The organism is Rhodoferax sp. LB1P47 (assembly GCF_056521445.1).
Genome location: NZ_JBWMAU010000001.1, coordinates 370,675 through 391,103, shown reverse-complemented (window position 1 = coordinate 391,103; position 20,429 = coordinate 370,675). Strand labels below are relative to the sequence as shown.

Sequence of the window (20,429 nt, the reverse complement as noted above, 5' to 3'; positions counted from 1 at the left end):
CATGTTCTCCAAGTTTTTTATCGACCGTCCGATCTTCGCGACGGTGCTCTCTCTGTTCCTGGTGCTGGCCGGGTTGGCCGCTATGCGCGTGCTGCCGATCTCGCGCTACCCGGAAATTTCGCCACCGGTCGTGAATGTGCGGGCGGTGTATCCGGGTGCTTCGGCCGAAGTGTTGGAAACCACCGTGGCAGCACCCATCGAGCAGTCCATCAACGGCGTGGAAAAAATGCTCTACATGAGCTCCACCTCGTCGGGCGACGGTGCTGTCAGTATCGACATCACGTTTGATGTGGGCACCGACCTGGACATCGCGGCGGTGAACGTCAACAACCGCGTCAACCAGGTGCTCAACAAGCTGCCCCAAGAGGTGCAGCGCCAGGGTGTCACCGTGGCCAAAAGCTCGTCCAGCTTCATGACGGTGGCGGCCATCTACTCGCCCGACGACCGCTATGACGCGCTGTTCATCTCCAACTACGTGACGCAAAACGTGCTGGATGCCATCAAGCGCGTGCCCGGCACCACCAATGTGCAAATTTTTGGTGCCAAAGACTACGCCATGCGCATCTGGCTGCGCCCTGACCGCATGGCGGCAATGGGCATCACCGTGGGCGATATCTCCAGCGCCATCACCGAGCAAAACGCCCAGTACGCTGCGGGCAAGATCGGCGCGCCGCCGGGCAATAGCGAAGAGCTGACCCTGACCGTTACCGCCAAGGGCCGCCTGCTAGAGCCCGCCGACTTTGCCAATATCGTTGTGCGCACCGGTGACAAGGGGGCCATCGTGCGTCTCAAAGACGTGGCCCGGGTCGAGTTGGGCTCCAAAGACTACAACTTCTATGGCCGCATCAACGGCCACCCTACTGTGCCTGTGGGCGTGTTTTTGCAGACCGGTGCCAACGCACTGGAAACCCGTGAAGCACTGGAGAAAACCCTGGTCGAGCTGAAGGCCAAGTTCCCGGAAGGCCTGACCTACTCCACCCCCTACGACACCACGCCCTTCGTCACCGAGTCCATCTACGAGGTGCTGAAAACCCTGGCCGAGGCGATGGTGCTGGTGTTCATCGTGGTGTATTTGTTTCTGCAAAGCTGGCGCGCCACCATCATCCCCACGCTGGCCGTGCCGGTGTCGCTGATCGGCACCATGGCGGGCCTGCACCTGCTGGGCTACAGCATCAACACCCTGACCCTGTTCGGCATGGTGCTGGCGATTGGTATCGTGGTGGATGACGCGATTGTGGTGCTGGAGAACGTCGAGCGCCTGATGCACGAGGAGGGCATGGGTCCGCGTGAAGCCTCTATTGAAGCCATGCGCGAAGTCACCGGTCCGGTGGTCGCCATTGTGTTGGTGCTGTGTGCCGCCTTTATCCCGGTGGCCTTTTTGGGCGGCTTGGCGGGCGAGCTGTACCGCCAGTTCTCGGTCACCATCACCATTGCTGTGGTGCTCTCCGGCATCGTCGCGCTAACGCTGACCCCGGCCCTGTGCGCGGTGCTACTCAAGCCCGGTGCCGAGCGCAAAAACCCGTTCTTCACCTGGTTCAACCGCAGCTTTGAGAAGCTGACCCTGCGCTACACCAAAGGCGTGGCTTTCTTCTTGAAGCGTGGCTTTATGGGCGTGATTTTGTTTGTCTGCATGGCCGGGTTGACCGGGCTGCTGTTCAAGATCGTTCCTGGCGGCCTGGTGCCCGACGAAGACCAGGGTTACTTCATTGCCGCCGCCATCCTGCCCGAAGGCGCGTCGCTGGACCGCACCAATGCGGTGGTCAAGCAGATCGAGGCCATCGAGTCGTCGAATAAAAACATCGACTCCACCTTTAGCCTGGTGGGCCTGAACTTTCTGGGCGGTGGCGGCTTGAAATCGTCGGCAGCGACCATGTTCTTCCCGTTGATTCCGTGGGAGCAGCGCACCCAGTCGGCCAAAGAGCTGGTGGGCGAGTTCTATATGAAGACCGGCGGCATCAAGGAGGGCTTGCCCCTGGCCTTCACCCCCCCGTCCATCCAAGGCCTGGGCCAAACCGGCGGCTTTGAATTCAACCTGCAAAACAAGGGCGAAGGCGGTGTGCGCCGCCTGGCGCAAATCCTGCCCGCGCTGCTGGAAGAGGCCAACAAGCAGCCCGAGCTGCAAGGTGTGCAAACCCTCTGGCAAGCCAACTCGCCCCAGTTGTATGTGAGTGTGGACACCGAAAAAGCCCGTTCTATGGGCATCGCCGTGGCCGACATCTACAACACCCTGGCGGCCACCCTGGGCAGCTACTACGTAAACGACTTCAACAAAAGCGGCCGTATCTACCAGGTGCTGATGCAGGCCGAGGGCCAGTACCGCTCCAAGCCAGACGACATCGGCAATATGTACGTGCGTACCAACACCGGCAAGATGGTGCAGATCCGCACCGTGGCCGATGTGAAGTTCGTCGCCGGCCCGGATTCGGTGCAGCATTTCAACGCGCTGCCCAGCATCCAGATTCTGGGCGACCCGAAACCCGGCTACAGCTCGGGCCAGGCGATTGCCGCCATGGAACGCGCGGCCGCCAAAGTGCTGCCCACCGACATGGGCTACGACTGGGGCGGCACCGCCTTCCAGGAAAAGCGCAGCAGCGGCTCCAGCGGCCTGGCCATCGGCGCGGGCTTTGTGATGATCTTCTTGATCTTGGCCGCGCAGTACGAAAAGTGGACCCTGCCTCTGTCGGTGCTGCTGGCACTGCCGTTCGGCATCTTTGGGGCCCTGGTGGCGGTGTACCTGCGCAACTACACCAACGACGTGTACTTCCAGATTGGTCTGGTCACGCTGCTGGGCTTGTCGGCCAAGAATGCGATTTTGATCGTCGAGTTCGCCATGATGAAGGTGGAGGAGGGCTTGTCCCCCGTGGCCGCCGCGCTGGAGGCTGCTCGCCTGCGCTTCCGCCCGATTCTGATGACTTCGCTGGCCTTCATCTTGGGCGTGGTGCCCTTGGCCTTCTCTAGCGGTGCGGGTGCGGCAGCGCGCAAGTCCATCGGCACCGGTGTGCTGGGTGGCATGTTGGCGGCGACCTTCCTGGCGGTGTTTTTGGTGCCGCTGTTCTTTAAATTGGTCAATGACTGGCATTTCCGCAGCACGCCAGAAGACTTTAAAAGTCTGAACAAACCTGCCCACGGCCAAGGAGCGCACCATGTCTAAGCGCACACTGAAATCATTTGCTATTACTTTGATAGCTGCTTGCGCATTATCCGCCTGCGGTATAGCCCCAATTGGTCCAAATTACGAGCGCCCGGCGCTGGACCTGCCCAGTAGCCTGAGCAGCACCGGCACCGCCGCCCATGTGGACTGGCTGGTGTGGTGGAAGGGCTTTAACGACCCAGTGCTTGACGGCCTGCTGAACGAAGCCGCCAGCAACAGCCAAGACCTGGCCCTGGCCACCGCCCGGATTGCCGAGGCCCGCGCCACGCTGGACCAAAACGCGTCCAACTTCTCCCCCACGGTAGATTTGAATGCCAGCGCCACCCGCCGCCGCGCCAGTGAAAATGCGGCCAGCTTCAGTTCGGGCAGCAACCCGTACTCCAACGACCGCCAGTTGGGCCTGAGCGCCAGCTACGAGCTGGATTTCTGGGGCAAATACGCCCGTGCCGACGAAGCCGCCCGTGCCCGCCTGCTGGCCCAGGCCGCCAGCCGGGGCACGGTGCTGACCACGCTGTACGCCAATGTGGCGCAAAGTTATTTCGCCCTGCGTGCGCTGGATGCGCAGCTGGTGTTGGCCGAGCAAACCCAGGCCACCCGGGTAGAAAACCTGCGCTTGCAAAACCGCCGCTTCACGGCCGGGGTGATTGGCGAGATGGACCTGCGCCAAGCAGAATCCGAAGCCGCTGGCATCCAGGCCACGCTGCAACAGACCCGCCAAAACCGCAGCAATGCCGAATCGGCCCTGGCCGTGCTACTGGGCCGCAAGCCCAGCGACATCGCCCGGCCGGTGCTGGCCCGGGGCGCCAGCCTGGGGGCCTTGTATGCCGCGCAGGTGATTCCGGCCGACCTGCCCTCTGACGTGCTGGCCCGCCGCCCCGACGTGGTGGCTGCCGAGCAAAGCCTGATCGCGGCCAACGCCGATATCGGCCAGGCCCGCGCCGCCTACTTCCCCAAGCTCAGCCTCACGGCGGGCCTGGGCTACCAGTCCCGGGAGCTGAAAGACCTGTTCGACCCGGCCTCGCTGCTGTGGAACCTGGTGGGCAACCTGACCCAGCCGATCTTCCGCGCCGGGGCGATTGATGCCGTGGTGGCCGCGTCCAACGCCCGCCAACAGCAGGCCGTGGCCACCTATACCCAGACGGTGCAAAACGCCTTCCGCGACGTGCATGACGCGCTGAACAACGTGGCCGCCGGGCGCGACATCACCGCCACCACCGCCCAGCGCATCGCCGCCCTGCGCAGCACCCTGCGGCTGGCCGACCTGCGCTACAAAAACGGCTATTCCAGCTACCTGGAAGTACTGAACGCCCAGCGCGACCTGGCCCAGGCCGAATCCGGCCTGATCGACACCCAACGCAGCCAGCTGGCCGCCGTGGTCAGCCTGTACAAGGCGCTGGGCGGCGGCTGGGATGCGGGCAGTGTGGTGGCACAGAGCACAAAACCGTAGTTCACGTCACTCCCTCGACGCCCCCACGCCCTGCGGCTGGGGGCGTTTTGCCTTCTCCAGCACGCGCGGCGTGCCTGTGCTACCTTCCACGCCCGGTCAAGATTTATGGATACCCCTACGATGCGCAGCTCGCCCACCCCCACCGCTTTGCTAGACCGCCTGCAAGCCCTTGCACCCGACCGGCTACAGGGCATCCGCCGTGGTCTGGAGAAAGAAAGCCTGCGCTCCCAGCCCAGCGGTAGCCTGGCCTTGACACCCCACCCGGCGGCACTCGGCTCGGCCCTGACGCACCCGCACATCACCACCGACTTCAGCGAATCCCAGGTCGAGCTGATCACCGGCGTACACCAGGGTGTGGAGGCTTGCCTGGACGAGCTGACCGAAGTCCACCAATACACCTACCGCACCCTGCAAGCCCAGGGCGACGATGAAATGCTCTGGGTGTCCAGCATGCCCTGCGGCCTGCCCACCGACGAGACGATACCGATTGGCCGTTACGGTTCTTCGAATGTGGGCCGCGCCAAGAGCGTCTACCGCATGGGCCTGGGCCACCGCTATGGCCGCCGCATGCAGACCATCTCGGGCATCCACTACAACTGGTCGATGCCGGGGGTGAGCAGCGAAGAGTACTTTGGCCTGATCCGCAACTTCCGCCGCCACGCGTTTTTGCTGCTGTACCTGTTTGGTGCATCGCCCGCCGTGTGCTCTAGCTTTGTGGCCGGTCGCCAGCACGAACTACAGCAACTGAATGACCGCACTATGTACATGCCGCACGGAACGTCCTTGCGCATGGGGCCGCTGGGTTACCAAAGCGATGCCCAGGCCTCCCTGGCCGTGAGCTACAACAGCCTGGAAGGCTATGGCGCGTCGCTGCAAGACGCGCTGACCCGTCCGTACCCGGCCTACAAGGCCGTAGGCGTGCGCGGCACCGGTGGCGACTACAACCAGCTGGCCACCAGCCTGCTGCAAATCGAGAACGAGTTCTACGGCACCATCCGCCCCAAGCGCGTGATCCACTCCGGCGAGCGCCCGCTGCACGCTCTGCGCGAGCGCGGTGTGGAATACGTGGAAGTGCGCCTACTGGACCTGGACCCGTTTGTACCGGTGGGTATCACCGCCCAGACTATGCGCTTTATCGACGTGTTTTTGCTGCACTGCCTGCTCAGCGACAGCCCGCCCGACAGCCCGCAAGAGATCATCGAGCTGGCACACAACCAGCACCGCGTAGCCGCACGGGGCCGCGAGCCCGGCCTGACGCTGGAGCGCGCTGGCCAGGAAGTGCCGTTGGTGGAGTGGGGTGGCGACCTGGTGGCCCAGTGCCGCCCCATTGCCGCTGCGCTGGATGCCGTCCACGGGGGCACCTTGTACAGCGACGCGCTGGCCGCCGCCGACTCCGCCCTGGCCGACCCTAGCCTGCTGTCGTCGGCCCGGGTGCTGACCGCCATGCAGGGCACTGCGTGCGGATCGTTCGTACCCTTCATCGCCCACCAGTCGCTGCAAACCCGCCAGCACCTGCTGGACCTGCCGTTCAGCGCTGCACAGCAAACCCGCTTTGAGGCCATGAGCACCGCGTCGGTTGCGGCCCAAAAAGCCATCGAAGCCGCCGACACCATGCCTTTCGACATCTACCTGCCGCAGTACCTGTCGCCCGATCGGCTAGTGGTCAACCACCGTCGGATGGAGCCGGTGCCCGTTACGGCCTGATGGAGGGCGAGGATGTTCCCATCCATACCAATGTTTGCCCGGCGGCAGATACCAGCCGCAATGTGGGCGCCGGGCCATCGTCTAGCCGGAGCTGTAGGCTCTGTGCGAGCAAGGCACTGAGTGCGTTGTCGGCCTCCATCAATCCACCCATGCAGGCCTTGCGCGTAGCCATCATCTGCCCCACTTGCAAGCGGTTTTCCGCGTTGATCTGGTAGCTCCCGCCCATAGCGTTACAGCCACCCCGTATGCCCACGCGGCCTTCTTTGAATTCCACCGTGAAGCGCGGGTCCGCACGCGGAAACAAGCTGCGGATGGACTGCCCTTGGCTATCTGTCGCTGATTGCAGCGTCCATTGCATGCTGGTGAGACGACTTTCCAGCGGGGCATCTGACAGCGTGGCAGATGTTTCTGTTTTGCTGGCGCAGGCCGAGAGAGCGTAGCCAGAGACGAGGATAGTGAGCAGAACAGCCGGGCGCATTCGCATAAGAACTCCTTTACAGGCCATGAGGCGACAAAGGCCGCGTTGGAAGTGGTTCAGAAAAACTGTGGCCGTCCACCGTCAAGCCTTGGGTGGAGAACTTGGCTGCTGTTTTGTCTTTCATGCCGGGAACTCTGGCCATTAAATCATTCCAGTTTTTGAAATTTCCATTTTCGCGTTCAGCCAAAATTTTGCGGGACAAACTCGGACCAACACCCCGAATGCTGTCTAACGCAGCGACATCCGCTTGGTTGATTTCTACACCGGCCCAAGCAGTGCCGGTGTACAGCGCGATCGCCACGAACCATATCTTGCGAAGCATGGTTTTTCTTCCATTTTTGCCGGTTGAGACGCCACACCATCCTACGCTCTAGGCCAGTTAAGATCGACCCCTATTGCAACAGACAAAGGACAGGGTCATGAAGATTTTGGTGACGGGAGCTGCGGGCTTCATAGGCATGACAGCAACGTTAAAGCTGTTGGCGCGTGGCGATGAAGTGGTCGGGTTGGACAACCTGAACGACTACTACGATGTCAATCTCAAGTACAACCGCCTCAAGCGCTTGACACCCCATGCCAATTTCCGTTTCGTGCAGTTAGATGTGAGCGACCGGCCCGGTATGGCCGCATTGTTTGCGGCTGAAAAGTTTGACCGCGTCATCCATCTCGCCGCGCAAGCCGGCGTGCGCTATTCACTGCAAAATCCGCATGCCTATGTAGATAGCAATCTCGTGGGGTTTGTGAATATTTTGGAGGGCTGCCGCCACAGCCAGGTGCAGCACCTGGTGTACGCGTCCAGTTCGAGCGTCTACGGCGGCAACACCAAAATGCCGTTTTCTGAGCACGACAGTGTGGACCATCCGGTGAGTTTGTATGCCGCAACCAAAAAGGCCAACGAACTCATGGCCCACACCTACAGCCATCTGTACCAGCTACCCACAACAGGGTTGCGCTTCTTCACCGTGTATGGCCCGTGGGGACGGCCCGACATGGCCCTGTTTTTATTCACCAAAGCCATCATGGAAGGGCGTCCGATTGACGTATACAACTACGGCAATATGCAGCGTGACTTCACCTACGTAGACGATATTGTCGAAGGCGTGATCCGCGTATTGGACCGTGTAGCCGCCCCTGACCCCCAATACGATGCCACCCTGGCCGATCCCGCCACCAGCAACGCGCCATACCGGGTGTTTAATATTGGCAACAACAACCCAGTCCCCTTGCTCGACTTCGTCGCATGCATTGAAGATGCCTTGGGTAAAAAGGCCGAAAAACGGCTATTGCCACTGCAAGATGGCGATGTGCCTGCTACCTATGCCAACACCGATGCCTTGCACGAATGGGTCGGCTTTGTGCCTGGCACCAGCATCCAGACTGGCATCGGCAACTTTGTGGCGTGGTACCGAGATTACTACCGCGTGTGAAGAGGGGCTGCGAGGTGCTTGATCCAAGCCTGAGCACCCGCTTCGCATAAACCCAAAACCCGCTCGAAACCCGCAAGATTGCCGTAATACGGGTCTGGAACCTGGTCTGTTTCCAGGCCTTCGGCACATTCTAGAAACAGACGTAATTTATGCGTCTGCTCCAGCGGACAGATTTTTTGCAAGGCCCGCACATTGTCGCTATCCATCGCCAAGATGAGATCGAAGCGTTCAAAATCTTGTGCGCGCACCTGGACCGCCCGCTTTTTACTTTCGGGGTAACCGAATTGCTTCAGAATAGTTTGGGTACGAGGATCCACACGCTGTGGCTGCGTATGCGTACCGGCCGATGCAAATTGCAAGCTATGCGAAAGTCCCCGTGCCTGAGCCAGCTTCGTAGCCACCACCTCGGCCATAGGGGAGCGGCAAATGTTGCCCATGCAAACGAGTAAAACCTGGGTCATAAATTTTTGCCAGTAGTGCAAGCCCCTAAAGTCGCTATCAAGGCTTCAATCCGGGAGGTTGTATCTGCCAGGGGCAATGATATTGTCGGGATCCAACGTTTGTTTGAGTGAGCGTACAGTTTGCCAGTACTGAGGGTCACGGGAAACAATATCGGGCATGGTATCCGCGCGAGCCCGGTAGATTTCCAAGCCTTGTGCGTGGATATGGTTTAGCAGCGCATCCGCACAGGTATGTGCATTGGCCACTTCATCGGGCTTACTTCGATCAAACAAAAGGTTAATAACGGCCACTAGAGACGTGGGCGTTTCGATGTTGACAGTCATGTACAACGTGTGTCCGTGCTTGGCTGCTACTTGCCGCATACCCTCTATCAAATGGGCGACCACTTTCCCGTCTGGAGGCAACGCAGGGCTGATAAACATCAACCCGCAATTGGATGCATCCAGCTGAACAGCCTTCAAATCACTTCGCCCGTATTTCCATAGCAAGTTGTCTATGGCTACATCTGTGGGAACACCCAGTGCCAAGGTATGCAAGGGCCTGACCGCCGAAATAGCGGCGGCATTGGCGCGTGCGAATGACCAAAACCGCAACGGATGCATAACGGCGTATCCAACATCAAGCAAGCCGTCTGTAATGACCGTAACACGGGCTAGGCGCTTCATGCGCTGCTTGACTTCTTTGATCGCGGCGGCCACCTGTCCCGTATTACCGGTAATCGCACCTAAGCTCGTCCACTCATTGGGTGCCACAACACGAAACGCTTTCTCAGCCTCCACCAGAGCTTCGGCAGGGCTGAAATGACAATATTTTTCAAGATACTGTGTCATGCCATGCATCATGGATGCTTGGCTTCGGGCTTTGTTGGCGATGTGCGTCACCGATGTCATTAAGCCCTCACGCTTGAGATGGGCCAGCTCATCAATAAATGCGCCTAACTCTGAATCGTTACGCAAAGCGAGTGATATTGCCACTTCTTTGGGGCGGCGTGGCATGAGCCGAAAGCATGCGCTGCTCACAATGCCAAAATTACCCTGGAAAAAAAGACCATCCAGCATGGGACCCAATCCAAATGGGTGGCTGTGCGCCAGTGGTGAGTCTTCTCCTAGACGTCGAAACCCGGTCTTAATGATCTGACCCGATCCACACACCACCTCTAACCCGAATAAGTCATCTTTACGTGGCCCAAAATAGCCGACACCACGGTCGAGCGCATTGCCGATCAGGCTCGTGTTTCTTGCCGATCCTGTGACATTGAAGGTTAGTTCAGGGCAGTGGGACTGCAAAAAATCGTATAGCTGCCCTTGTGTTACTCCGGCCTCAACTACGGCCACAGGGTTAGAAAGTGAAATTTTGTCCGCATTCAAAATGCGATTCATCCCGCTGAGATCCACCAGTGTGCAGCCTGCCGTGGGTGGCGATGCCGACCCATAACCCCAATTCAAACCGCAGGAAACGGGATAAAGCGGACTTTTGTCTTGCCTAGCCTGTCGTACGAGGTGTTGAATCTCTTTGATGGATGTTGGTCTGTGTACGGCTAAAACTGCTTGACTATGTCCCGTTGTGTTTGTAGATGTGACTCTGGGAAGAGGGGCGTGATGGCTCATGGCAAGTCTCCTAGGTTGGTAAAACATGCGACATAGTGTTACCGAAAACCAGTCGACGGTGCTCTACAAGCATATTTTCAGACAAATAAAAAGGACCCCGAAGGGTCCTTTTTATAGAGCCAAAATGTAGGCTAAATTACTTGGCGGAACGACGACGCGAAGCCGCCAAACCTACCAAACCCAAGCCGAAAAGTGCCAAACTGGTAGGCTCAGGAACACTGTTGAAGTCAATGCCACCGCTGGCATTGGTGATTGCAATAATATTTCCGTTTGTGGAAAAACCACTGCTCGTATTGGTGAAGCTGGATGCGATGAACTGGTAAAACGGAGCTGGATCGTAGAAAAAGCTTTCGCCATCCGAAGTCAGCACAACATCCAATGTGGCGTTAAGAGTTGTCCCAAGAAGTGCATTGATGGTTGCAACACCGGAATGGCTTCCCAATGTACCGCTTGCAAGCGCTACCGTATCAGCAGAGTGCGCCACAGTGCCCCCTGTGCCCGCAAGGTTTGCAAGGGCGAAGACGCTATTGTTAGCTAAACCATTTGCCGATTCACCGTAGATAGTGAAAGTCAGGCTGGTTACTGCGGACGAAGCAAGTGAACCGCTGGTTGTATAGCTGTACTCAGCCCAAAGGTGGTAGCCGCCAGAACTATTGGTGGACAGAAAAGTATCCGACACCACGCCAGAACTGCTGGAGAAAGACGCAAATTGAGTGTAACCGATACCGGATGTGCTGCTTGCACCCGTGATCGTCAATTGGGTGGTCGCTGAGCCATTGATGAAATTTGCATCAAAAGTTGTGCCAGCGGCTCCTTGGAAAAGAGTGGTGTCAACACTAAATGTTGGCGAAACGGCGGCCAGAGCGGGCAAAGAAAAACCAGCTGTTGCAACAGTTGCTGCAAGGGCCAGGGTTTGAAAGACATTTTTCATGAGAACTCCTAGGTTAGAAAAGTACTGAATACATAAATTGATAAGCAAGTCATGTGCCATGCAAATTTAATCTTACAAATCAACAACTTGCAAAAAAAACTGCAATCTCAGTGGTGAAACTGTAAACTTTTCCGACTGATGATGATGGGCGTCAATATTTTTTTGCTCTCATGCGCCAAAGAGTGCGTATGCACTTACCATTCCAGACAATTGCGCCCTAGGTCAAGTGTTTGGCTGAAAAATGGTTAAGTTTGTCTACAGCCAAAAAATAGGTCGAAGAATTGAGCGGTTTGATAATGGAGAGAACTTTGAATAATCTAATGATACTGGTTTCGGCGGTTTTTAAATGGGTATTTTTGGGCTTGCTGTTTGGATTTATTTCAGCATGCTCATTGTTTAATCCCGAATTTCCTGATGCACCCAAAATCATAAAATCAGCGGATTACAACTACATCATTGGGCCTGGCGATACGCTCAATGTGATTGTTTGGCGTAATCCTGAACTGTCAATGTCCGTCCCGGTTCGACCAGATGGGAAACTCACAACACCCTTAGTGGACGAGTTGGTTGTCCAGGGGAAAACTTCCATAGAAGTAGCCCGTGAGGTGGAAAAACAGTTAGCCAAGTTTGTACGCGATCCCGTTGTAACGGTCATCGTGACTAGTTTTGTGGGACCCTATAGTGAACAAATTCGGGTTGTAGGTGAAGCGGCAAAACCACAAATATTGCCTTACAAGAACAAAATGACAGTGTTGGATGTCATGATCGCCGTTGGTGGCCTGACGGATTTTGCTGATGGAAATGGATCAACTATTTTGAGAACCTCTGAAGGCGATAAGCGCTACTCTGTACGGCTGAAAGATCTAATAAAACGAGGTGATATTTCTGGGAATGTGGAAATGAAACCTGGTGATATATTAATAATACCACAAGGTTGGTTTTAAAGGTCTTTCATATAATCTAAATTTTGTTGGTATAGAGTAACTTTTATAAAATGGATGAATTAATTAATCAACTACTGACAATTTCTAAAGGCGCATGGAAACATCGTTGGCTGGGCTTAGTTGTTTCTTGGGTTGTCGGTGCAATTGGTGCTGGTGTCGTATTAAGAGTGCCCGATAAATATGAAGCCTCTGCACGAATTTATGTGGATACACAATCGATATTAAAGCCATTAATGTCTGGTTTGGCAGTCCAGCCTAATGTTGACCAACAAGTTGGTATGTTAAGCCGCACATTAATAACGCGTCCGAATGTAGAGAAGTTAATTCGCATGGCTGATCTTGATTTAGGCGTAACTTCTAAAAATGTTCAAGAGGGACTAACCGAAAGGTTGATGACTACGCTTCAAATAAAAAGTACTGCACGTGATAACCTTTATACACTTTCATTTCAGGATCAAAATCCCGAAAAAGCTAAACGTGTTATTCAGTCTCTCGTATCTATATTTGTGGAATCAAGTTTAGGCGATAACAGAAAAGATACAGATGCTGCAAAAAAATTCATTACAGACCAAATAAAAACATACGAATCAAAACTTGAAGCAGCTGAAGCAAGACTAAAAGAATTTAAATTAAAAAATATAGATGTTCAAACAGCTGATGGTGGAACTGATATAGCAGGAAGATTATCAGAAATTAGCACTCAATTGAATCAAGCTAAGTTAGAGTTAAGAGAATCCGAAAATGCCCGTGACGCAGCTAAAGCTCAGTTACAAAATGAAAAATCGCAAAATTCAAGCCTTACTTCGGGAAGTCTCTTACAAGAATCAGCGCAAACCTTTGCAACGCCTGAAATAGATTCACGAATAGATGCTCAAAAACGTAATTTAGATGGTTTACTGCAACGATTTACAGACCAACACCCGGATGTTGTAGGCGCACGGAGGCTAATAAAAGAGTTAGATGAACAGAAAAGAAAAGAAGTTCAAGAATTACGCAAGACTGCGATGACGCTCCCAAGAAGCACAAATACCAATAGTTTAGCTGCACAAGAATTAGGTCGCCTCCTCGCAGCGTCTGAAGTTCAGGTCGCATCATTGCGTGCAAGGGTCGCAGAGTATTCGTCACGATACGAAAAGGCGCGCGAATTTATGAAAACGGCGCCGCAAACTGAAGCTGAATATGCGCAGTTAAATCGTGATTACGCAATTAATAAGAAAAATTATGAAGATCTGGTAAGTCGTCGTGAATCTGCTTCACTTTCCGGTGATTTGGAATCTGCTGCAGGCGTCGCTGATTTTCGCTTGATTGATCCACCTCGTGTATCGCCTAAGCCAGTTGCCCCAAATAGGCTATTACTTTTATTGCTAGTTTTGGTTGTCGCAATTGGAACTGGTGGGTTCTCATCTTTTGTAGCAAGTCAACTACGGCCCGTTTTCCATGATGCCCGTTCACTGCGAAACGTAATCGACCTTCCTCTTCTGGGTGTTGTTACGTTGGTTATGAATGAAACTGAAAAACGTAAAGAAAGATCTGATTTAAAGAGATTTCTAGCTGCCTCTGGGGGATTTGTTGGTTTATTTGCAGTTTCTATTCTTGCTATGGCTTATATTTCTGGACAGGCAGGTTAGTTGAATGAGTACTTTAATTGAATTGGCAACAAAGCGATTGGAAGAGTTAAAGCGCGCAGGGGTTGATTTTAGTGAAAATATTGAAGGTTCGCAAAAAAATACTATTTTAGTATCTGAAGATATTTCTGTAGCTAAAAATAGCTCGGCTAACTTGGATTTTAGTAATAAAATAAATAAAAATATTAGATCAAAGAGTGTAAATTTAGACTTAGATGCATTAATAAATATAGGAATAGTAAGTCCAAATGCACCTAGGTCACAAATAGCTGATCAATATAGAGTAATTAAGCGCCCTCTAATAATGAATGCAATGGGGAAGGGCGCATCTATTATAAAAAATGGCAATCTTATAATGGTCACTAGCGCTTTAGCTGGGGAGGGGAAGAGCTTTTCTGCCGTTAATTTAGCTATGAGTATTGCAACTGAGCTAGATAACACGGTTATGCTCGTTGATGCCGATGTTGCTCGTCCTTCTATATTAAGGATGCTTGGCCTGCCAGCTAGCCCGGGATTATTAGACTTACTCGTAGGCGATGTAGAAGATTTATCTGAAGTCTTATTAAAAACTAATATAGATAAACTTACGATTTTACCTAGTGGAACACCGCATCTTCGTGCCACCGAACTGCTGGCCAGTGATGCTATGAGTCAACTTATTCGAAATATTGCAAATAGATATGCAGATCGAATCATAATTTTTGATTCACCACCACTGCTTTTGACAACTGAATCTCGTGTATTAGCTACGCACATGGGGCAAATAGTCATGGTCGTTCATGCTGAAAAGACCTTACAGGCTGATGTCCAGCACGCGCTAGCATCAATTAATGCTTGTCCTGTAAAAATGATGGTTTTGAATCAAGCCAAAACTTCTACGCAGGGTGAATACGGCGGTTATGGCGGCTATGGCTATGGCTATGGTCAGTGAAATTTTTCATTTTATTAGAATGAATTTAAATAATAAAAATTCATCTAGGGTAATTAATATATCTAATATTAAGTTATCTTTAGTAGTTTTTTCTTTAATTTTCTCAAACTTTACTAAAGCTGACGAAAAAAGTTCAAAATTTTTTTTAACCCCTAGTTTCGACGGAACTACAAGTTTTGTGCCTAGTATCTCTTTGACTGAGACTTGGAGTGACAATGTAAATCTTGAAAATTCTAGTAGAAATGCCGGATGGATTAGCGAAGTATCTCCTGGGATCGTTATCAATGGCGTTTCGAAGAAAATCAAGTTTAATGTTGATTATTCATTACATAAATTCATTAATAAAAATAGTGGGTCTGGTAGTTCATTGCAGAATATATTGAGCTCTTTGTTTTTTCTGGAGGCGATTGAAAAGCATCTTTTTTTTGAGGCAGATGCAAATATTTCACAAAGAACCATATCAGCCTTTGGAAAACAAGTTGTAGCTAGTGATTTAAATAATTCGAATAAGTCGGAGGTTTCTTCGATTGGTATTACTCCTTATGTTAAAGGCAATTTTTCAAATTATATAAATTATGAAGGCCGATACAGTTTACATAGTATTCGATCCAAAAATATTTCAGAAATTAATTCTAATCAAAGTCTACTTTCGCTGAAATTTAGTGGGGATCTACTTTTTGACAGATTTCTTTGGTCTGCTGATGTACGTGAGCAGTTAATAAATAATGAAATAACCCCTGACATTCAAACTGATAATTTTGGAATTACAGCTACTTATTTAATTAATAACAATTTAAATTTCTACGGAACTTTGAGTCGCGAAGTTGGAAACTACGCATACTCTGGGAGAAGTAGTTACTCAACCAGTGGTGTTGGCGTTAACTGGACAGCTTCAGAAAGAACGAAATTCTCAGCTGATATGAATAAACATCAGTTGGGAAATATGCATAAATTTAGCTTTGAGCATCGTACACCTAGGACAAGTTGGATTTTTCGAGATAATAAAAGTATTTCTTCATCAAATAATAAAAATTTAGCTGAAGGTATAGGTAGTAATTATTACTTAATTTACAACTTATTTTCCACAAAAGAACCTGACCCAGTTAAGCTCGATAAACTTGTTAGGGAATACATGGCTACTAATGGTATTAGTCTAAACTCTACATCGTTAAATGGTTACTTAGCATCTGGAACATCTGTTCAGCGCTCGCAAGATTTATCTTTTGCGTTACTGGGGCTTAGAGATACAATTACTTTCTCGGCATCAAAAAATACAGGATCTAATGTTAATAATTCATTATCCAGTACAGATGATTTTTCCAAGTCATCTGTAATCCAGCAAAATGGATTCGGTATAATTTATTCTCATAAAACTACGCCAGATTCAGTTGTCAGTACACAGTTCTCCCTTCAAAAAACAAAAGCAGAATTCGACTCACAAAATTCATTAATGAAGATTTTTAATATTACTTATTCTTCTAGGCTGGCATCAAAAATTTTCGCCACAATGAGTTTGCGCCATGTTATTTACTCGGCCAGTACATCCCCGTATAAAGAAAATGCTATTGTTGGTAAATTAATGGTGCAATTTTAATTTATGTATGAATCATTTTATGGGTTAAAAGTTAAACCTTTTCAACTCAATCCAGATCCCTCATTCTATTTCGCGAGTAAGCAGCATAGAAGGGCCAAAGCATATTTGGAATATGGAGTTCTTCGGAATGAAGGATTTATTATTATTACCGGTGAGGTCGGTGCAGGTAAAACTACAATTGTACGTAGTTTATTGGATGGCCTTGATGCAGATGAAGTAGTTGCTGGTAACCTTGTTACTACCCAGTTAGATGCTGAAGACACATTGCGAATGGTGGGTGCAGCATTTGGTGTACGGACTAAGAATGCGAGTAAGGCTGATTTATTAATGGCATTAGAAGCATTTTTCGTTAGCCAAACGAGTTTGGGTAAGCGGTGTTTGCTAATTATTGATGAAGCTCAAAATTTAACTCCTCGTGCTGTTGAAGAGCTCAGAATGTTATCAAATTTCCAATTTGGAAAGCAATCGTTGCTGCAAAGCTTTTTGATTGGACAACCTGAATTCCGTGAAATCTTACAAAATCCTAGTATGCAGCAATTAAGGCAAAGAGTTATTGCTGCTTGTCATATTGGACCAATGGATATAGAAGAAACGCAAGGTTATATCGAGCATAGATTAAATTGTGCAGGATGGAATAATAATCCTCTATTTAATCTTGATACATACGAATCCATTTTTAATGTAAGTGGCGGCATTCCACGGAGGATTAACTCCGTCTGCGATAGATTATTGTTATTGGGTTTTCTTGAAAATAAAAATACTTTTCAAGTTGAAGATGTTTTGAATATATCAAAAGAAATTCTCGAAGAATCTGGTCATGTTTCTTTTGACAATGCTAAAAGCGACGCGGGATTTTTTGAAAGTAGTGAAAATTTAAATAACATTAATTATCAACGCTCTTTGGCTGAAATAGACGATCTTGAAGATTTCCATTTGCGGAATCGGATTGATCGAATTGAGGAAAGTATGTTGAGGTTAGAGAAAAGCAATTCTGAAATAATATCAATTTTGAAGAGACATTTCACAATTAATAAACTTCCAAAAGTCGATGGAATATATGAATAATATAAATACTCGTCCTATTATTTGTGTTGTTGGGGCGCGTCCAAACTTTATGAAAATGGCTCCAATTCTGAGGGCCTTATCAAATCAAGTTCCATTGATCCCTATTCTGCTAGTTCATACTGGACAGCATTATGATAAAGACATGAGTGATAAACTCTTTGATGATTTAAAACTACCTCGACCAGATATTAATCTTGAAGTTGGTTCTGCTAGCCATGCTGTTCAAACAGCAGATGTTATGCAACGGTTTGAACCAATTATTGATTTATACAATCCACATTGTGTAGTTGTGGTCGGTGATGTCAATTCGACTCTTGCATGTACTCTTGTTGCCGTCAAAAAGGGCGTTCCTGTTGCTCATGTTGAGGCTGGATTGCGTAGTTATGATAAAACTATGCCTGAAGAGATCAATAGAATTTTGACCGATCAGATTGCCGATCGGCTTTATACGACGGAGCGCTCTGCGGAAGATAATTTAAATAAAGAGGGTATATCTTCTGACCGAATTCGTTTTGTTGGAAATGTGATGATTGATTCGTTAGTGCACGGTCAACAGAGTGCACCGAACATATCTGAAATTCTTCGGTTATGTAATATTAGTTCATCTATTTTTGATGGTTCAAAAGCTTACTGTGCCGTAACTTTGCATCGGCCTTCGAATGTTGATGAAGCCGGTAAACTTCGTACGATGCTTGAAATTTTAGGTGAAATATCAAATAAATTACCTTTGGTTTTTGCATTACATCCTAGAACAAAAAACAACATAGATAAATTTAAACTTAATTATCTTTTGGATAATGAGCGAATAATTTTATTGCCCCCACAAGGTTACTTGGAAATGTTGGGATTATTATCGGGAGCTACTATGATCTTAACTGATTCAGGTGGTCTTCAAGAAGAGTCAACTGCTTTAGGGATTCCTTGCCTTACTTTAAGAGATAACACAGAGCGACCAATTACCGTTGATCAGGGAACAAATACAATTGTCGGAAATAATCGTGAATATATCCTCTCGTGTGTTGATGCAATTTTAAGCGGGAAAGGTAAATCTGGACGAATTCCGGAATTATGGGATGGTGCCACAGCTATAAGAATAGTCGATGATTTGAAAAAATGGTTGAATTTATAACTTTTATCAAATGATTAAAAAAAATATTGTTAATGCTTTTACCATTGATGTAGAAGATTATTTTCAAGTTTCTGCATTTTCTCCATATATCAATCGAAGTAGCTGGGATTCGAGAGAGTGTCGAATTGAAAATAATATTAATATTATTTTAAATATTCTAAATTCAAGTGGTACCAAAGCCACTTTTTTTACATTAGGATGGATTGCTGAACGATATCCTCAGTTGGTTCGAAAAATTGTTGAAGAAGGCCATGAATTAGCTAGCCATGGCTATGGGCATGAACGTGCCAGCAATCTTTCTAAGCATGATTTTCTGAATGATGTTAAATCCTCTAAAATTCTATTAGAAGATATTTCTGGCGCAGCTATAAAGGGTTATAGAGCTCCTAGCTTTTCGATAGGGCCTAATAATCTCTGGGCTTTTGACTGTTTGCTAGATGCTGGTTATAAATATAGCTCAAGTATTTATCCTATTAAGCACGATCATTATGGAATGCCTGAATCACCAAGACATATTTATTCAGTTCGAGATGGATTAATTGAGATTCCCATAACGACCTTACGTCTATGCGGTAAGAATTTCCCCTCCAGTGGAGGTGGTTATTTTAGATTGCTTCCTTATTCATTATCTAAATTAATGATCACAAAGGTATTATCGATGGATCAGAAGCCAGCTATTTTTTATTTTCATCCTTGGGAAATTGATGTAAATCAACCTAAAGTTCCTGGTATTGATTTTAAAACTAAATTTAGACACTATGTCAATATAAAGCACATGGAGAAAAAGATAAAAAAATTGCTAAATGATTTTAGTTGGGATCGAGTAGATAAAGTTTTTTCAATATGATTTTATGAAATTTAAAATTGAAATAAAAAGACTATCAATAAATGATGTCGAACAAAATATTCTTTGGGATTCTTTTGTTTTTTCTAATTTTAATGCTACTTTTTTTCATAGAGCTGGATGGCAAAAAATAATAAATGATATTTTTAGTCACAAAACATATTTTTTGTATGCTGTCGAAGCTGGCCAAATTAAAGGAATTCTTCCATTAGCACACGTAAAAAGTATCCTTTTTGGAAACTCACTGGTGAGTCTACCTTTTGCCGTTTATGGAGGAGTTGTTGCGGAGAGTGAAAGTATTGCTTTTTTACTTGAGAGCAGTGCTCAGGAGTTAGCTAGTAGTTTGGATGTGGACCATCTAGAGTTTCGTAATTTATCTTCGCATCATTCTGATTGGCCAAAGCAAGATATTTATGTGACTTTTCGAAAAGAAATTTTAGAAAATGATGACGCTAATTTATTGGCTATTCCTAGAAAACAACGTGCAATGGTACGTAAAGGAATAAAAAATGGCTTGATCAGTCAGGTAGAGAATAATATTGAAAACTTTTTCAAACTTTATGCTGATAATGTTCATAGACACGGAACTCCCGCGATGTCTAAAAAATATTTTTTGATGCTAAAGAAAGTTTTTGATTTGGATTGTGAAGTGTTAACAATATTCTCAACTGATGGAAAACCATTAAGCAGTGTACTAAGTTTTTACTTTAAAAATGAAGTACTCCCATATTATGCGGGTGACGATGTTTTGGCCCGTGATCTGGCTGCAAATGATTTTAAATACTGGGAATTAATTCGGAGATCATGTTTTAATGGTATTAAAATATTTGATTTTGGCCGAAGTAAAATTAATACGGGATCTTTTGCTTTTAAAAAAAATTGGGGTTTTTTGCCTAGCCCATTAAGTTATGAATACTGTTTATATAAAAGAAATTCGATTCCGCAAAATAACCCATCGAATGTGAAATATAGTTTATTAATTTCAACCTGGAAGAAATTGCCAATTTGCGTGGCCAATTTTATTGGTCCTTTTGTTGTTCGCAGCTTGGGTTAAATTCTTGCGTAATATTCTTTATTTAGTCCATAGATT

At 48.7% G+C, this 20,429-nt stretch carries 17 protein-coding genes; 12 read left to right on the top strand and 5 right to left on the bottom strand.

Annotated features, from left to right (window positions below):
- Nucleotide 1: 1 nt before the first annotated feature.
- The 3 genes from AC0969_RS01835 to gshA all read left to right on the top strand — a co-directional run bounded on the left by AC0969_RS01835 (nucleotide 2) and on the right by gshA (nucleotide 6,302).
- The gene (locus AC0969_RS01835; protein ID WP_479622416.1) at nucleotides 2-3,151 is read left to right on the top strand and encodes an efflux RND transporter permease subunit; all 3,150 of its coding nucleotides are present in this window, start codon (nucleotides 2-4) and stop codon (nucleotides 3,149-3,151) included.
- Nucleotides 3,144-4,598 carry an efflux transporter outer membrane subunit gene (locus AC0969_RS01830; protein WP_479622415.1) on the top strand — a complete coding sequence of 485 codons (1,455 nt, stop codon included), beginning with the start codon at nucleotides 3,144-3,146 and terminating at the stop codon, nucleotides 4,596-4,598. The genes AC0969_RS01835 and AC0969_RS01830 overlap by 8 nt, the downstream gene beginning before the upstream one ends.
- A gap of 105 nt (nucleotides 4,599-4,703) precedes the next feature.
- Entirely contained in the window at nucleotides 4,704-6,302 is a 1,599-nt protein-coding gene (gene gshA, locus AC0969_RS01825) for a glutamate--cysteine ligase (protein ID WP_479622414.1), read from the top strand.
- Here gshA and AC0969_RS01820 read toward each other — a convergent pair.
- The gene (locus tag AC0969_RS01820) at nucleotides 6,292-6,780 is read right to left on the bottom strand and encodes an META domain-containing protein (RefSeq protein ID WP_479622413.1); all 489 of its coding nucleotides are present in this window, start codon (nucleotides 6,778-6,780) and stop codon (nucleotides 6,292-6,294) included. The genes gshA and AC0969_RS01820 overlap by 11 nt on opposite strands.
- A gap of 16 nt (nucleotides 6,781-6,796) precedes the next feature.
- On the bottom strand, nucleotides 6,797-7,102 hold the full coding sequence (locus AC0969_RS01815; RefSeq protein WP_479622412.1) for a ComEA family DNA-binding protein: 306 nt from the start codon (nucleotides 7,100-7,102) through the stop codon (nucleotides 6,797-6,799).
- Between the two features lie 97 nt (nucleotides 7,103-7,199).
- Here AC0969_RS01815 and AC0969_RS01810 point away from each other — a divergent pair, with 97 nt between their 5' ends.
- The gene (locus AC0969_RS01810; RefSeq protein WP_479622411.1) at nucleotides 7,200-8,207 is read left to right on the top strand and encodes an NAD-dependent epimerase; all 1,008 of its coding nucleotides are present in this window, start codon (nucleotides 7,200-7,202) and stop codon (nucleotides 8,205-8,207) included.
- Here AC0969_RS01810 and AC0969_RS01805 read toward each other — a convergent pair.
- The 3 genes from AC0969_RS01805 to pepA form a co-directional block, all read right to left on the bottom strand.
- A complete protein-coding gene (locus tag AC0969_RS01805) occupies nucleotides 8,195-8,668 on the bottom strand; it encodes a low molecular weight protein-tyrosine-phosphatase (RefSeq protein WP_479622410.1) in 474 nt (157 codons plus the stop codon). The genes AC0969_RS01810 and AC0969_RS01805 overlap by 13 nt on opposite strands.
- Nucleotides 8,669-8,713: 45 nt before the next feature.
- On the bottom strand, nucleotides 8,714-10,276 hold the full coding sequence (locus AC0969_RS01800) for an FAD-binding oxidoreductase (RefSeq protein ID WP_479622409.1): 1,563 nt from the start codon (nucleotides 10,274-10,276) through the stop codon (nucleotides 8,714-8,716).
- A gap of 136 nt (nucleotides 10,277-10,412) precedes the next feature.
- Entirely contained in the window at nucleotides 10,413-11,207 is a 795-nt protein-coding gene (pepA, locus tag AC0969_RS01795) for a flocculation-associated PEP-CTERM protein PepA (RefSeq protein WP_479622408.1), read from the bottom strand.
- 308 nt (nucleotides 11,208-11,515) lie between these two features.
- Between pepA and AC0969_RS01790 the strand changes: the two genes are divergently transcribed.
- From AC0969_RS01790 to AC0969_RS01755, 8 genes are read left to right on the top strand one after another with little or no spacing between them, the layout of a single operon-like run.
- Nucleotides 11,516-12,151 carry an XrtA/PEP-CTERM system exopolysaccharide export protein gene (locus AC0969_RS01790; protein WP_479622407.1) on the top strand — a complete coding sequence of 212 codons (636 nt, stop codon included), beginning with the start codon at nucleotides 11,516-11,518 and terminating at the stop codon, nucleotides 12,149-12,151.
- A gap of 50 nt (nucleotides 12,152-12,201) precedes the next feature.
- On the top strand, nucleotides 12,202-13,779 hold the full coding sequence (locus tag AC0969_RS01785) for an XrtA system polysaccharide chain length determinant (RefSeq protein ID WP_479622406.1): 1,578 nt from the start codon (nucleotides 12,202-12,204) through the stop codon (nucleotides 13,777-13,779).
- A 4-nt stretch (nucleotides 13,780-13,783) separates the two neighbouring features.
- Nucleotides 13,784-14,707: an XrtA-associated tyrosine autokinase gene (locus tag AC0969_RS01780; RefSeq protein ID WP_479622405.1), complete on the top strand. Its 924-nt coding sequence runs from the start codon at nucleotides 13,784-13,786 to the stop codon at nucleotides 14,705-14,707.
- Nucleotides 14,676-16,301 carry a TIGR03016 family PEP-CTERM system-associated outer membrane protein gene (locus tag AC0969_RS01775; protein ID WP_479622404.1) on the top strand — a complete coding sequence of 542 codons (1,626 nt, stop codon included), beginning with the start codon at nucleotides 14,676-14,678 and terminating at the stop codon, nucleotides 16,299-16,301. Before AC0969_RS01780 ends, AC0969_RS01775 begins: the two co-directional genes overlap by 32 nt.
- A gap of 3 nt (nucleotides 16,302-16,304) precedes the next feature.
- Nucleotides 16,305-17,366, top strand: a complete 1,062-nt coding sequence (locus AC0969_RS01770) for an XrtA/PEP-CTERM system-associated ATPase (protein ID WP_479622403.1) — start codon at nucleotides 16,305-16,307, stop codon at nucleotides 17,364-17,366.
- On the top strand, nucleotides 17,359-18,495 hold the full coding sequence (gene wecB / locus AC0969_RS01765; RefSeq protein ID WP_479622402.1) for a non-hydrolyzing UDP-N-acetylglucosamine 2-epimerase: 1,137 nt from the start codon (nucleotides 17,359-17,361) through the stop codon (nucleotides 18,493-18,495). Before AC0969_RS01770 ends, wecB begins: the two co-directional genes overlap by 8 nt.
- Nucleotides 18,496-18,505: 10 nt before the next feature.
- A complete protein-coding gene (locus AC0969_RS01760) occupies nucleotides 18,506-19,342 on the top strand; it encodes an XrtA system polysaccharide deacetylase (RefSeq protein WP_479622401.1) in 837 nt (278 codons plus the stop codon).
- 4 nt (nucleotides 19,343-19,346) lie between these two features.
- Nucleotides 19,347-20,393, top strand: coding sequence for a FemAB family XrtA/PEP-CTERM system-associated protein (locus AC0969_RS01755; protein ID WP_479622400.1), 1,047 nt, complete (start codon nucleotides 19,347-19,349; stop codon nucleotides 20,391-20,393).
- The last annotated feature ends 36 nt before the right edge of the window (nucleotides 20,394-20,429 follow it).

Coding starts and splice junctions, on each gene's coding strand:
- AC0969_RS01835 (WP_479622416.1), top strand. CDS start 2: ATGTTCTCCAAGTTTTTTATCGACCGTCCGATCTTCGCGACGGTGCTC.
- AC0969_RS01830 (WP_479622415.1), top strand. CDS start 3,144: ATGTCTAAGCGCACACTGAAATCATTTGCTATTACTTTGATAGCTGCT.
- gshA (WP_479622414.1), top strand. CDS start 4,704: ATGGATACCCCTACGATGCGCAGCTCGCCCACCCCCACCGCTTTGCTA.
- AC0969_RS01820 (WP_479622413.1), bottom strand. CDS start 6,780: ATGCGCCCGGCTGTTCTGCTCACTATCCTCGTCTCTGGCTACGCTCTC.
- AC0969_RS01815 (WP_479622412.1), bottom strand. CDS start 7,102: ATGCTTCGCAAGATATGGTTCGTGGCGATCGCGCTGTACACCGGCACT.
- AC0969_RS01810 (WP_479622411.1), top strand. CDS start 7,200: ATGAAGATTTTGGTGACGGGAGCTGCGGGCTTCATAGGCATGACAGCA.
- AC0969_RS01805 (WP_479622410.1), bottom strand. CDS start 8,668: ATGACCCAGGTTTTACTCGTTTGCATGGGCAACATTTGCCGCTCCCCT.
- AC0969_RS01800 (WP_479622409.1), bottom strand. CDS start 10,276: ATGAGCCATCACGCCCCTCTTCCCAGAGTCACATCTACAAACACAACG.
- pepA (WP_479622408.1), bottom strand. CDS start 11,207: ATGAAAAATGTCTTTCAAACCCTGGCCCTTGCAGCAACTGTTGCAACA.
- AC0969_RS01785 (WP_479622406.1), top strand. CDS start 12,202: ATGGATGAATTAATTAATCAACTACTGACAATTTCTAAAGGCGCATGG.
- AC0969_RS01780 (WP_479622405.1), top strand. CDS start 13,784: ATGAGTACTTTAATTGAATTGGCAACAAAGCGATTGGAAGAGTTAAAG.
- AC0969_RS01775 (WP_479622404.1), top strand. CDS start 14,676: ATGGCGGCTATGGCTATGGCTATGGTCAGTGAAATTTTTCATTTTATT.
- AC0969_RS01770 (WP_479622403.1), top strand. CDS start 16,305: ATGTATGAATCATTTTATGGGTTAAAAGTTAAACCTTTTCAACTCAAT.
- wecB (WP_479622402.1), top strand. CDS start 17,359: ATGAATAATATAAATACTCGTCCTATTATTTGTGTTGTTGGGGCGCGT.
- AC0969_RS01760 (WP_479622401.1), top strand. CDS start 18,506: ATGATTAAAAAAAATATTGTTAATGCTTTTACCATTGATGTAGAAGAT.
- AC0969_RS01755 (WP_479622400.1), top strand. CDS start 19,347: ATGAAATTTAAAATTGAAATAAAAAGACTATCAATAAATGATGTCGAA.